The organism is Conservatibacter flavescens, assembly GCF_002795425.1.
Lineage (GTDB): Bacteria > Pseudomonadota > Gammaproteobacteria > Enterobacterales > Pasteurellaceae > Conservatibacter > Conservatibacter flavescens.
In genome coordinates, this window is record NZ_PHHA01000003.1 from 128,427 (window position 1) to 141,103 (window position 12,677).

Below are 12,677 nucleotides of genomic sequence, written 5' to 3' on the forward strand. Positions count from 1 at the left end.
TGTTTTGATAATTTAAGGAGTAAGCATGATGAAAAAATTAGTTTTAACCGCATTATTTTCAGCAGCAATGTTATCTTCTACCGCTATTTATGCAAAGGATATTGTAATAGGTGTGCAGTTATTTTCATTTGCTGATAAATTCCAAACTTATTTGCAAGATGAAATTCGTAAATTTGACAATCTACATTCTGATGTGACTTTTCGCTTTGCTGATGCGAATAATGATCCTGCCCGTTTACTCAACGATACAGAAACATTCATTGATCAAAAAGTAGATGCTTTACTTGTTGTTCCTACCGATCAGAAAATTATTAAAGCCATTGGCCGAAAAGCACAAAGAGCAGGCATTCCGCTGATAATCTTAAATCGTCGACCAATGCCCGAAGATATGCAGTATGTGGCAAGTTATGTGGGGTCAGATGAAATTGAAGGCGGGCGTATTCAAGGGGAATTTATTGCAAAAGCCGTAAATGGAAAGCCGGTGAATAGTGTTATTTTAATGGGAACATTAGGGCTTGATGCAACGATAGCGCGGACACAAGGGAATAAAGAGGTGTTTGCAAAACATGACAATATACACGTTCTGACAGAACAAGAGGCGAAATGGGATCGGGCTAAAGGATTAGAAGTTGCAGAAAACCTATTAGCGGCTTACAAAACAAAAGGAGTCAATGTGATTGTGAGTAATAATGATGAAATGGCCATTGGCGCGGTGTTGGCAAGTCGGAAATTAGGTATAAAAGATGAAGATATTCTGATTGTGGGTTTAGATGCGACTCCAGATGCATTGGAATATTTAGGCAATGGGCTTGATGCAACGGTGTATCAATCGGCGGTTGGACAAGGTGCGGAAGGCGCGCGAATTGCCTATTCTGCGGCTAAGGGTGAAAATGTGCCACAAATTCATTATGTGCCCTTTGAGTTAGTGACGCCGGATAAAAAAGCAGAATACCAAGCCAAATGGCACTAGCCAAACCGATAGAAGATCAAATCCAATTTGACAGCGACTTTTTATTGTCAAACAGGGTTTGATTTTCTATGTGATATATTATTTAAAATCGCCTTTACGCATTATTCAGCGAGTACTGTCATTTATCGTATTTTTTATCGCCTTTTTACCCCAACTTCTGTACAATTCGCACTACTTTATTTTTACGAGTGATTATTTTATTGAGTGTTTTATGAGTACATCTCCAAATATTGGTTTTATTAGTCTTGGTTGCCCAAAAAATTTAGTGGATTCCGAACGGATTTTAACGGAATTACGCTCTGATGGTTATAACATTATCCCAAGTTATGAGAATGCAGATCTTGTGATTGTAAATACTTGTGGATTTATTGACAGTGCCGTACAAGAATCTTTGGAAGCTATTGGTGAAGCATTGGAAGAAAATGGTAAGGTTATTGTGACGGGCTGTTTAGGAGCGAAAGAAAATCAAATTCGAGAAGTTCACCCGAAAGTGTTGGAAATTACCGGGCCACATAGTTATGAAGCCGTGATGAATCACGTGCATAAATATGTGCCGAAACCTGCACACAATCCTTATGTCAGCCTTGTACCTAAACAAGGAGTGAAACTGACACCGAAACATTATGCTTATTTAAAGATTTCTGAAGGTTGTGACCATCGTTGTACGTTCTGTATTATTCCATCGATGCGAGGCGATTTGGATAGCCGTCCGATCACACAAGTTTTAGATGAAGCTAAACGCTTAGCGGATGCGGGAGTAAAAGAATTATTGATTGTCTCGCAAGACACTTCAGCCTATGCGCTAGATCAAAGCAAAGAACAACAAAATCGAACGGTATTTTGGAACGGCATGCCGATTAAAAACGATCTTATTACCTTATGTCGTCAATTGGGGTCGTTAGGGATTTGGGTTCGTTTACATTATGTTTATCCTTATCCACATGTTGATGAGTTAATTCCTCTAATGGCAGAAGGTAAAATTTTGCCTTATTTGGATATTCCATTACAACATGCCAGCCCGAAAATTCTTAAAGCCATGAAAAGACCAGGCAAAATCGACCGCACTTTAGAACGGATTAAACAATGGCGTGAAATTTGTCCGGATCTAACTTTGCGCTCGACTTTTATTGTGGGCTTTCCAGGTGAAACAGAAGAAGACTTTCAATTATTGCTCAATTTCCTTGAAGACGCACAACTTGACCGTGTGGGCTGCTTTAAATTCAGTCCGGTGGAAGGTGCTGTTGCAACAGATATGCCAGATCAAGTGCCAGAGGAAGTAAAAGAAGAACGTTTCCATCGTTTTATGCAAGTGCAACAACGTATTTCCGCACAGCGTTTACAAGCCAAAGTGGGTAAAGAGTTATCAGTGATTATTGATGATATTGATGATGAGGGCATTATCGCTCGCTCAATGGCAGATGCGCCGGAAATTGATGGTGTAGTTTATGTGGATAACCTCAACAATACTCCGGTTAAAATAGGTGATATTATCAAGGTGAAAATCATCGCTGCAGATGAATACGATTTACATGGGGAGTTTTAGGAGTTAACCATGCTAGAGTTGACGTCAAATCAATGGCTGATAATGGTTGTCATGCTAAGCATGGTGTGTCTAATCTTACTTTTTATCAATGCGCGACGTAAACGTGATGTGCAAGAGCTTTCCCAAGATTTAAATAAAAATGTTAATGATTTTAACCAATTATTACATAAGTTTGAGCTAACAACTCAAGCAAAAAATCAATTAGATCAACAATTCATAAAAGCTCAAACGACAGCGGAAGGACTACAAGTTCGCTTAACGGAACGTGATGAAAAAATTCAATTTTTAGAACGAGAAATTAATGAAGAACAAGCACGTCACGACAGTATTGCCGCAAACATTACTGTCTTAAAAGAACAATTTGGGATTGCTTCCGCGCAGGCAGAAAGCTTGCGCAGTCAGCTTACTCATAGCCAAAATCAATTTACCCAAAAAGAACAAGAACTACAAAATTTAACTCAAAAACTGACCGCACTTTCGCAGGAATTAACGGCATTAAAAACAACATTATCCGAAAAAGAAAAGCATTTCATTGAGCAGCAAACTCATTTTGAACAAACTAAACAACAACTTAGCACGGAATTTCAAAACCTCGCTAATCGTATTCTTGATGAAAAAACCAAACAGTTTAACCAAACAAATCAATCAGCATTGGATAATTTGCTTAAACCTTTTCGAGAACAGATTGAAGGGTTTCAAAAACGGGTCAATGACATTCATTCCGAATCAGTGAAAGGCCAGGCCGGTTTAGAAGCTGAGATTAAAAAAGTGTTGGAAATTGGTTTAAATATGTCACAAGAAGCGAGTAATTTGACCTCTGCCCTTAAAGGTGAAAAGAAAACGTTGGGTAATTGGGGCGAAATGCAGTTGGAAGCCGCCTTGCAAGCCGCAGGGTTAATTTCAGGGGAGCATTATTCTGCCCAAGCTCATTTTAAAGATCAAATGGGGAAAAATAATTACCCTGATTTTGTGGTACATTTACCGGATAATAAGCATTTGATTATTGACAGTAAAATGTCATTAAATGCGTATGAAAGTGCGGTGAATTCTGAGCAAGATTTTGAGCAGCAACAGTTTTTACGTGAGCATATTAAAGCCATTCGTCACCATATTGATGATTTATCTCGCAAGGATTATAGCAATCTTATTGGTATGCGTAGTCCAGATTTTGTCTTGATGTTTATTGCCATTGAGCCGGCATATATTGAAGCTATGAAACAGGATTCGCGTTTATTTGGCTATGGCTATGAAAAAAATGTGATTCTCGTTTCTCATACCACATTAATGCCGATTTTGCGAACGGTAGCAAATTTGTGGCGTATTGAGCGTGGCAATACAGAGGCGAAAGAAATCAGTGAAAAAGCGGGAGAAATTTACAATCAACTCTGTGTTGTCGCAGAGCGTTTGAGTAAATTGGGTAATAGCTTATCTACAGTGAGCAGCCATTATAACAACACGGTTACAGCATTGGTTGGGCAACAAGGTTTAGCAGGCAAAGTGGAGCGTTTCAAAACCCTATCAGCTAAAGCGAATAAAACCATGCCAGCGGTTGAGTTGTTGCATAATGATATTGAGGTGGAAAAATTAGGCCTCTCCGTAGAGAATACAGTGAATAATGCATAAATCCGTGTGAAAAGTGCGGTTAAAAATGGCATTTTTTTATGAATAGAGAAAGGACAACAAATGTGATTTGCACCCCAAAAGTTGTCCTTTATTGAGTATTATTTACCGTAGTGATCGCCTAATTTTGCTTTATGTTTATCTTCTTCAAGCATAACGATAAGCAATAAAATAACAGACAATACACCACCGGCTATCATCACGTAGAAACCACCGTCCCAGCCGTAATGTTCCGCAGCCCAACCTACAACAGCAGAAGCTGATACTGTACCACCTAAATAACCAAATAAACCGGTGAAACCTGCTGATGTGCCAGCCGCTTTTTTCGGCGCTAATTCAAGTGCGTGTAAGCCAATTAACATAACTGGGCCGTAAATCAAGAAACCGATAGTGGTCATTAAAATGAAGTCCATTAACTGATATGGATTTTCATACCAAGCATGGCTAGCATATTGTGCGAGTTCATTTTCAGGTGTGGCTGGGTTTAACCATAATGCTACAACGGCGGCAGTTGTCAAAATCATAAACACAAAACCAGTTAAACCACGTTTACCTTTGAAGATTTTATCTGATACCCAACCACATAGTAATGTACCAGGAATCGCAGCTAGCTCATAAATAGTATATGCCCACGCAGTCCCTTTAATGTTAAAGTGTTTCACTTCACCTAAATATACTGGCGACCATTTTAATACACCATAACGAATTAAATAAACAAATACGTTCGCGATTGCGATATACCATAACAGCTTGTTTTTCAATACATAAGTGACGAAGATTTCTTTTGCAGTGAGATCATGCTCATAAGTTTCTTCGTTGTAATCATCGGGATAATCGTTTTTATATTTCTCAATTGGCGGCAAACCACAAGATTGTGGTGTATCTCGCATGACGAAATAAATAGGTACAGCGGCGATCATCGCGGCAATGCCTGGATAGTATAAAGCTTGTTGCCATACATCTTTTGCGGTTGCTTCAACACCATGGGTGCTAAAATAAATCGCGCTAGCAAGTAATACCATTGCGCCAGGTACCATACCACCAACGTTATGCGCACAGTTCCAAATAGAGACGATAGAACCACGTTCTGATTTAGACCACCAATGCACCATTGTACGCCCACACGGAGGCCAGCCCATACCTTGAAACCAACCATTTAGGAAAATCATGATAAACATCACTAAAATTCCTGAGGTTGCCCATGGCATTAACCCCATCATGGTCATACATAGACCAGAAAGTAATAAACCAAACGGCAAGAATACTTTTGGATTTGAGCGATCTGAAATACTTGCCATAAAAAACTTAGATAAACCATAGGCCAAACCGGCACCCGTACCGATAATACCCAGTTCAGCTTTGTTATACATTCCTGCTTCAATCAGGCCTTTTTGCGCTAAGTCGAAATTGGCTCGCACGAAATAATAGGCCGCATAACCAAAGAAAATTCCCGCAAAGACTTGCCAGCGTAGGCGTTTATAGGTGGAATCAATTTTATCTGCCGGTAGTTCTGCAATATGCGGTGCCGGCTTAAATGGACCAAACATAATTATTCTCCAACTTGGTAGTTATTGTTGTTATTAAAATCATTTTAAGAGGGATAAAATAGCACGAAATACATTAGAAGAGAGAAATTTATTAAAGATATGTGATTCATATCACAATAAAAAATCTCGTTTTTGCTCAAAAAATGTAATTTGGTGGTTGATATTTAACTTCTTTTGTTGTTTTTGCTCGAATTAGGTCATTTTGAACAATGATAATAGATGAATTAAAAGGATTTATTGGCTTAAACTTGTTGCAATACGGCCTTGATTTTGAACTAATAATCCTTCGGCTTCTATTTTTGTTTTGCCGCTTAATTGCATAATAATGGCGACTTTCGTTTGGTAGTCTGCTGCAATGAGAACGCGTTCAGCTTGCTCCGCAGAACAGTCTGTTGCTTGCATAACAATACGTATCGCGCGTGCGCGCAATTTTTCATTGCTAGCTTGCACATCAACCATTAAATTCTGATAACACTTGCCTATCAATACCATACTCGCAGTGGTTAACATATTGAGTACAAGTTTTTGCGCGGTGCCTGATTTTAAACGACTGGAGCCGGTTAATACTTCTGCGCCGACAATGGTTTCGATGGCGATATTGGCGACTGATGCCATATGAGATTGGGGATTACTTACAATTGCTACGGTGGTTGCGCCTAGCTGATTTGCATATTCTAATCCGCTGATAACATAAGGTGTGCGCCCACTAGCCGCAATCCCTACAAGTATGTCTCGGGCTGAAAATTCGATGGATTGTAAATCGGTTATTGCAGCTTTGGTATTGTCTTCTGCACCTTCAACAGGATGGCGAATAGCATGTTCTCCGCCGGCAATTAATCCTTTAACCATTTCTGAAGAAACCCCAAAAGTCGGAGGACATTCAGAAGCATCTAATATACCTAATCGCCCGCTTGTTCCTGCCCCTATATAGATGAGCCGACCGCCTTGTTTAAACGCAGTGACAATATTATCTACAGCTTGAGCAATTTGTGGTAAACATTGTTCAATGGCAATGGGGATTTGTTTATCTTCTTGGTTCATTAAGGTGACAATTTCCAAAGCAGATAAACGATCCAGATTCATGGAATGTTTATTACGTTGTTCGGTGATAAGCTGATTGAGGGTGTGTAATAAGTGTGAAGTTGTCATGATATTTGCTCGGGATTGTTACGTGTCCAAAGGGTTTTTTTACCAAATCCTAAAGTGTTATCTGTGAATTTTACCTCTTGTAAGGCAATGTGCCAAACAGGTGATTTCATTACGCGGGCATAAGGGAAGCGTGCATAATAGCGATCAAGTGCGGTCTGTTTTTCGTTATTTTTTAACTCGCTAATAACACCTGTAAATTGAATTCCTTGTAGCTTGGCTACCGTTTCCGTATCGTGAATAATGGTACCTGTTACTTGAGTGTTTTTGAGCATTAATTGTCCGTGACGGGTTTCATCACTGGTGCGCAGAATTAAACTATTCGTGTCAGGATCAAATACGTAAAAACAAATAGCAGACCACATTTCTTGGTCAGCAAATACGCTAAAACTGACGATATGTTTTTGTTGCAAAAATTTAACAATATTAGATTGCATAAGATTTACCCGATAAAAAAACAATGTTATATTTCACCGCACTTTTTACCACAAATTGCAGTGAGATTTAATCTATTATGGAACAATTTGTTGAAATTACCCCACAAGAGGCATGGCGTATGGTTTGTGATGAAGAAGCGGTGTTATTAGATATCCGTGATCTTCAACGTTTTACTTACAGCCGGCCGAAAGGCGCATTTCATCTCACAAATCAAAGCTATGGGCAGTTTCAAGATATGTGTGATTTTGATGAGCCTGTTATTGTGAGTTGTTATCATGGTATAAGTAGTCGTAACATTGCTCAATTTTTAGTCGAGCAAGGTTATGAGCGGGTTTATAGTGTCAAAGGTGGCTTTGATGGCTGGGTTCGAGCTGAACTACCCATAGAAACAGCATACTAGCCTATGCATTAAAACCGACAATGATGACATATAAGGTTGTTGCGTAAAATATAATGGCAAAACCAATTAACCCAATTTTAGCGAATTGTGGTTTTCGTGGGTGTACTCGATAAGCGATGCGCGCTAAGATACCGAGAATAAAGGGATAAATCCATAAAAAAATGGACATCCAAGTGATTTCCGTTTCGGTTAAGGTTGGATTTTTACTAATATTTGGCGAGATTAATAAAGATAAAGGCCAAAGTAAAATGGGTAAGCAAAAAAGCGCTATGCCCCAAGTAAAAGGACTAAATCCAGTGGGTAAATTGTGTTTTTTCATTTCTTTCTCCGGTTAATCGGATTATGCTAATAAGTTATGGTGGTTGCTAAGGATTGCGCAGTCGTCTAAAACCCTATGTTACAAATCCTTAGTATAACGATTCACTCATTTAAAAGGAATGATTTGTGCAGCATTTATTTAGTTCAGAGATTCTTCAATTCCCTTATTATTTTCGAGATTATATTCGAGTGAAATACCAAGAAGAACTACACATTACTAAAGATGAAAAGGGTATTCACGTATATCTTGATGATAACTCTCCACATTTTGATGCGATTATGCAAGAAAAAACGCTATTTTTGCGAGAACCTTTTGCAGAACGCTATGAACAAGCGAGCTGGCAAGGTGGGGACACACAAACTATGACACCACATAAAACACCTATGCTACGTTCTCTGGCATTGCCTGTTTCAGGCTGGTTTACTTGGCTGATAGCGTTTCTGTGTGTGGGGGTTTATGGCTTAACTTGGATTATGTCGCCGGATGAAGTGTTTAGTTGGTTACATTATCCGGCTTATTTTTCGCAAGATCGTGAAATTTGGCGTTATGTTTCCCATGGGATAGTGCATTTTTCTTTTTTGCATTTATTGCTTAATCTGACATGGTGGCTATATTTAGGTAATATTATTGAGAAACAGCGTGGGACGCTAATATTAGCGGTATTATTTGTTGCCTCAGCTATTGGATCTGGGGTTGCTCAAAATATGGTGAGTGGGCCAGCTTTTCTTGGATTATCTGGTGTAGCTTATGCCTTAGGGGGCTATGTTTTTATAGTGGATAAATGGGCTCGGCATAAAATTTTCCAGTTGCCTGCAGGTTTTGGCATGATGTTAATCGTGGGGATTGCATTAGGGTTTGCTGGTCCGCTTGTTAATGTTAGCATTGGTAATACCGCGCATATTACAGGTTTAATTATCGGGATAGTAATCGGAGCAATAAGCCTACCTCTAGATAGGAATTTAAGATAAAATAAACCTAAATTTCTCGGGGAGCATTAACATGAAGCAGTCTATTCGTCATCAAAAAATTGTAGAATTAGTCAAGCTGAACGGCTATGCCAGTACAGAAGAACTGGTTGCGTTATTAAACGTCAGCCCACAAACCATTCGTCGAGACTTAAATGAACTAGCAGAAAACGGTTTAATTCGTCGTCATCATGGTGGGGCCGCCTCGCCATCAACATCAGAAAATAGCGATTACGCCGATCGTAAAGAGTTTTTTTCTCTCGAGAAGAATTTAATTGCACAGAATGTGGCAAGTATGATTCCTGATGGCGCATCATTATTTGTGGATATTGGCACAACACCGGAGGCTGTTGCGAATGCGCTATTACATCATAAGAAATTGCGAATAGTCACCAATAATCTTAATGCCGCGTATATTTTAAGACAGAACGAAAGTTTTGATATTACGGTAGCAGGTGGTGCTTTGCGTCAAGATGGTGGTGTAATGGGTGAAGCGACAGTCGCATTTTTGTCACAATTTCGCTTAGATTTCGGCATTTTGGGCATTAGCAGCATTGATATTGATGGATCGTTATTAGACTATGATTATCATGAAGTGCAAGTAAAACGCACTATTCTTGATAACTCTCGAACCAAATTATTAGTTTCCGATCATTCTAAATTTAGTCGCCATGCTATTGTGCGATTGGGTTCTGTGGCTGACGTGGATTATTTTTTTACCGATGCGTTACCACCGCCCCCGGTTATGGATGTAATAGCAAGAAATAATGTTGAACTCCGAATTTGTCCATTAAAATAGAACAACACAATAAACACTCATTTATATGCGATTGACTAATGAAAAACTGAACGCGTATGTGCAATTAATGCGCCTTGACCGTCCAATTGGCGCATTATTACTGCTGTGGCCAACGTTGTGGGCATTGTTTTTGGCTGAAAAAACCGTACCGGATATCAAAGTATTACTGATTTTTGTATTAGGTGTGTTTGTTATGCGCTCAGCTGGGTGTGTGATTAATGATTATGCCGATCGCCATATTGATGGTGCGGTTAAACGCACATCACAACGTCCATTAGCTACAGGTAAAGCGACCCCTAAAGAAGCAAAAGGGCTATTTGTTTTTTTAATTTTTATTGCATTTTTATTGGTGCTATTTTTAAACTTGTATGCCATTACGCTTTCGTTTATCGCTGTAGTGTTGGCGTTTATTTATCCTTTTATGAAGCGCTACACTCATTTGCCACAGTTTTTTTTGGGCGCGGCATTTGGCTGGTCTATTCCTATGGCTTATGGTGCGACAATTGAAAGCTTGCCATTAGAATGTTGGTTGCTTTTTTTGGCTAATATTGCATGGACAGTCGCATATGACACGCAATATGCAATGGTGGATCGAGATGATGATTTACGTATTGGTGTGAAATCTACAGCAATTTTATTTGCTCAGTATGATAATAAGGTGATTGCGCTATTGCAATTTATCACATTAGTATTATTAATCGGCATTGGTTTTCTTGGAAATTTACATCCAAGTTATTTTTTTGTGCTATTTCTATCCGCTCTTTTCTTTATTTATCAATGTAAACTCACTAAAACACGTGAGCGTGAGGCGTGTTTTCAGGCATTTTTAAACAATAATTATTTTGGCATGATGGTATTTATTGCTTTCTTGTTTGGGATTTTTTATTAATCAATCTTGAAATTCAGATTTTTATTGCCATATAACAAGTTATCTAGGTCATATTAGCGAGATATTCTTGCCCTCAAATAAGGAAAATATCATGACGACAATTGTGAGTGTACGCCGTAACGGTAAAGTTGTTGTTGGCGGAGATGGACAGGTTTCTTTGGGAAACACTGTAATGAAAGGTAATGCCCGTAAGGTGCGCCGTTTATATCATAATAAAGTGCTAGCGGGTTTTGCAGGGGGGACAGCAGATGCTTTTACCCTTTTTGAATTATTTGAACGTAAATTAGAAATGCATCAGGGGCATTTGCTCAAAAGTGCGGTGGAATTAGCTAAAGAATGGCGCACTGACCGCGCATTACGACGTTTAGAAGCGATGTTAATTGTGGCTGATGAAGTAGAGTCTTTGATTATTACGGGGAATGGTGATGTTGTACAGCCAGAAGAAGATCAGATTTTGGCCATTGGTTCCGGTGGCAATTATGCTTTGTCGGCTGCACGCGCGCTAGTGGAAAATTCTGATTTATCTGCACGTGAAATCGTCGAAAAATCATTAAAAATCGCAGGGGATATTTGCGTTTACACTAATACTAGTTTCACTATTGAAGAATTACCGAATTAAGGAAAAGTTATGTCAGAAATGACTCCAAGAGAAATTGTTTCAGAACTCGATCAACATATTATTGGGCAAGCAGATGCTAAACGCGCGGTGGCTATTGCCTTGCGTAATCGTTGGCGCAGAATGCAGCTACAAGAGCCATTACGTCATGAAGTTACTCCGAAAAATATCTTGATGATCGGGCCTACAGGTGTGGGAAAAACCGAGATTGCACGTCGTTTAGCTAAGCTAGCTAATGCACCTTTTATCAAAGTCGAGGCGACTAAATTTACCGAAGTAGGGTATGTTGGTAAAGAAGTCGATTCTATTATTCGCGATTTAACGGATAGCGCGATGAAAATGGTGCGTCAACAAGAAATCGAAAAAAACCGTTTTCGTGCGGAAGAAGCAGCGGAAGATCGTATTTTAGATGCTTTATTACCACCGGCTAAAAACCAATGGGGACAAGCAGAAGAAACCGATAACCATAGCAATACACGCCAAATTTTTCGTAAAAAGTTGCGTGAAGGTCAATTAGATGACAAAGAGATTGAAATTGATGTTGCGGCATCGCCAATGGGGGTTGAAATTATGGGGCCTCCTGGTATGGAAGATATGACAAATCAATTGCAATCCATGTTTCAAAGTTTGTCGAGTGGGCAGACTAAAAAACGCAAAATGAAAATTAAAGATGCGTTAAAAAATCTGATTGATGATGAAGCAGCAAAATTACTTAATCTAGAGGAGTTAAAAGATAAGGTAATTGAAGCTGTAGAACAGCATGGTATCGTTTTTATTGATGAAATTGATAAAATTTGTAAACGAGGCGAACACTCCGGCCCAGATGTTTCTCGTGAAGGGGTACAGCGTGATTTGTTACCATTAGTTGAGGGAACAACAGTCAATACTAAACATGGTATGGTTAAAACGGATCATATTTTGTTTATTGCATCTGGCGCTTTCCAAGTGGCAAGACCATCAGATTTAATCCCTGAGTTGCAAGGCCGTTTACCTATTCGTGTCGAGTTATCCGCATTAAGTGCGAATGATTTTAAACGTATTTTAACTGAGCCAAATGCTTCATTAACAGAGCAATATCAGGCACTAATGGCCACAGAAGGGCTAAATATTGAATTTACTGATGATGCGATTGAAAAAATCGCTCAAGCAGCATTTCGTGTTAATGAAAAAACAGAAAACATCGGTGCTCGCCGTTTGCATACTGTGATGGAACGTTTAATGGATAAATTATCGTTTACTGCAAGTGATATGAGTGGCGAAAAAGTGACGATTGATGGCGCTTATGTGGCTGAGGCATTGGGCGACGTTGTTGAAAACGAAGATTTAAGCCGTTTTATCCTATAAAAAATTATTAAAAATTAACCGCACTTTAATGGGATTTTTTCCATAAAGTGCGGTTCTTTTTTTTGTCTTTTTGACAAAGGG

Annotated in this window: 13 protein-coding genes; 9 read left to right on the forward strand and 4 right to left on the reverse strand. The window is 39.1% G+C overall.

Annotated elements, in window-relative coordinates; all coding sequences use genetic code 11:
- Positions 1 to 28: 28 nt before the first annotated feature.
- The 3 genes from CVP05_RS02560 (at position 29) to CVP05_RS02570 (ending at position 4,136) form a co-directional block, all read left to right on the forward strand.
- Positions 29 to 970: a substrate-binding domain-containing protein gene (locus CVP05_RS02560; protein WP_100288170.1), complete on the forward strand. Its 942-nt coding sequence runs from the start codon at positions 29 to 31 to the stop codon at positions 968 to 970.
- 211 nt (positions 971 to 1,181) lie between these two features.
- Positions 1,182 to 2,513, forward strand: a complete 1,332-nt coding sequence (gene rimO / locus CVP05_RS02565; RefSeq protein ID WP_100288003.1) for a 30S ribosomal protein S12 methylthiotransferase RimO — start codon at positions 1,182 to 1,184, stop codon at positions 2,511 to 2,513.
- A gap of 9 nt (positions 2,514 to 2,522) precedes the next feature.
- Positions 2,523 to 4,136 carry a DNA recombination protein RmuC gene (locus CVP05_RS02570; protein WP_100288004.1) on the forward strand — a complete coding sequence of 538 codons (1,614 nt, stop codon included), beginning with the start codon at positions 2,523 to 2,525 and terminating at the stop codon, positions 4,134 to 4,136.
- A 98-nt stretch (positions 4,137 to 4,234) separates the two neighbouring features.
- Here the strand turns inward: CVP05_RS02570 and glpT are convergent, their stop codons facing one another.
- From glpT to CVP05_RS02585, 3 genes are all read right to left on the reverse strand, one after another.
- Positions 4,235 to 5,680, reverse strand: a complete 1,446-nt coding sequence (gene glpT, locus CVP05_RS02575; RefSeq protein WP_100288005.1) for a glycerol-3-phosphate transporter — start codon at positions 5,678 to 5,680, stop codon at positions 4,235 to 4,237.
- 234 nt (positions 5,681 to 5,914) lie between these two features.
- Positions 5,915 to 6,829, reverse strand: coding sequence for an N-acetylmuramic acid 6-phosphate etherase (gene murQ, locus CVP05_RS02580; RefSeq protein WP_100288006.1), 915 nt, complete (start codon positions 6,827 to 6,829; stop codon positions 5,915 to 5,917).
- On the reverse strand, positions 6,826 to 7,263 hold the full coding sequence (locus CVP05_RS02585) for a YhbP family protein (RefSeq protein ID WP_100288007.1): 438 nt from the start codon (positions 7,261 to 7,263) through the stop codon (positions 6,826 to 6,828). Before CVP05_RS02585 ends, murQ begins: the two co-directional genes overlap by 4 nt.
- Positions 7,264 to 7,337: 74 nt before the next feature.
- Here CVP05_RS02585 and glpE point away from each other — a divergent pair, with 74 nt between their 5' ends.
- Positions 7,338 to 7,664 carry a thiosulfate sulfurtransferase GlpE gene (gene glpE / locus CVP05_RS02590; RefSeq protein WP_207761344.1) on the forward strand — a complete coding sequence of 109 codons (327 nt, stop codon included), beginning with the start codon at positions 7,338 to 7,340 and terminating at the stop codon, positions 7,662 to 7,664.
- Position 7,665: 1 nt separating this feature from the next.
- Here glpE and CVP05_RS02595 read toward each other — a convergent pair whose 3' ends face one another.
- On the reverse strand, positions 7,666 to 7,983 hold the full coding sequence (locus tag CVP05_RS02595) for a DUF5389 domain-containing protein (protein ID WP_100288009.1): 318 nt from the start codon (positions 7,981 to 7,983) through the stop codon (positions 7,666 to 7,668).
- 125 nt (positions 7,984 to 8,108) lie between these two features.
- Here CVP05_RS02595 and CVP05_RS02600 point away from each other — a divergent pair, with 125 nt between their 5' ends.
- The 5 genes from CVP05_RS02600 (at position 8,109) to hslU (ending at position 12,596) form a co-directional block, all read left to right on the forward strand.
- Positions 8,109 to 8,951, forward strand: a complete 843-nt coding sequence (locus CVP05_RS02600; protein ID WP_100288010.1) for a rhomboid family intramembrane serine protease — start codon at positions 8,109 to 8,111, stop codon at positions 8,949 to 8,951.
- A 31-nt stretch (positions 8,952 to 8,982) separates the two neighbouring features.
- Positions 8,983 to 9,747 (forward strand): DeoR/GlpR family transcriptional regulator, encoded by a 765-nt coding sequence (locus CVP05_RS02605; RefSeq protein ID WP_100288011.1) that lies wholly within the window; start codon positions 8,983 to 8,985, stop codon positions 9,745 to 9,747.
- 25 nt (positions 9,748 to 9,772) lie between these two features.
- Positions 9,773 to 10,636, forward strand: coding sequence for a 4-hydroxybenzoate octaprenyltransferase (ubiA, locus tag CVP05_RS02610; RefSeq protein WP_100288012.1), 864 nt, complete (start codon positions 9,773 to 9,775; stop codon positions 10,634 to 10,636).
- Positions 10,637 to 10,727: 91 nt separating this feature from the next.
- Positions 10,728 to 11,255 (forward strand): ATP-dependent protease subunit HslV, encoded by a 528-nt coding sequence (hslV, locus tag CVP05_RS02615; RefSeq protein ID WP_100288013.1) that lies wholly within the window; start codon positions 10,728 to 10,730, stop codon positions 11,253 to 11,255.
- 9 nt (positions 11,256 to 11,264) lie between these two features.
- Complete coding sequence (gene hslU / locus CVP05_RS02620) at positions 11,265 to 12,596, forward strand: HslU--HslV peptidase ATPase subunit (RefSeq protein WP_100288014.1); 1,332 nt, start codon at positions 11,265 to 11,267, stop codon at positions 12,594 to 12,596.
- The last annotated feature ends 81 nt before the right edge of the window (positions 12,597 to 12,677 follow it).

What these genes read in the sequence shown, in the direction of transcription:
- CVP05_RS02560 (WP_100288170.1), top strand. Translation starts at nt 29, where the DNA reads ATGAAAAAATTAGTTTTAACCGCATTATTTTCAGCAGCAATGTTATCT.
- rimO (WP_100288003.1), top strand. Translation starts at nt 1,182, where the DNA reads ATGAGTACATCTCCAAATATTGGTTTTATTAGTCTTGGTTGCCCAAAA.
- CVP05_RS02570 (WP_100288004.1), top strand. Translation starts at nt 2,523, where the DNA reads ATGCTAGAGTTGACGTCAAATCAATGGCTGATAATGGTTGTCATGCTA.
- glpT (WP_100288005.1), bottom strand. Translation starts at nt 5,680, where the DNA reads ATGTTTGGTCCATTTAAGCCGGCACCGCATATTGCAGAACTACCGGCA.
- murQ (WP_100288006.1), bottom strand. Translation starts at nt 6,829, where the DNA reads ATGACAACTTCACACTTATTACACACCCTCAATCAGCTTATCACCGAA.
- CVP05_RS02585 (WP_100288007.1), bottom strand. Translation starts at nt 7,263, where the DNA reads ATGCAATCTAATATTGTTAAATTTTTGCAACAAAAACATATCGTCAGT.
- CVP05_RS02595 (WP_100288009.1), bottom strand. Translation starts at nt 7,983, where the DNA reads ATGAAAAAACACAATTTACCCACTGGATTTAGTCCTTTTACTTGGGGC.
- CVP05_RS02605 (WP_100288011.1), top strand. Translation starts at nt 8,983, where the DNA reads ATGAAGCAGTCTATTCGTCATCAAAAAATTGTAGAATTAGTCAAGCTG.
- ubiA (WP_100288012.1), top strand. Translation starts at nt 9,773, where the DNA reads ATGCGATTGACTAATGAAAAACTGAACGCGTATGTGCAATTAATGCGC.
- hslV (WP_100288013.1), top strand. Translation starts at nt 10,728, where the DNA reads ATGACGACAATTGTGAGTGTACGCCGTAACGGTAAAGTTGTTGTTGGC.
- hslU (WP_100288014.1), top strand. Translation starts at nt 11,265, where the DNA reads ATGTCAGAAATGACTCCAAGAGAAATTGTTTCAGAACTCGATCAACAT.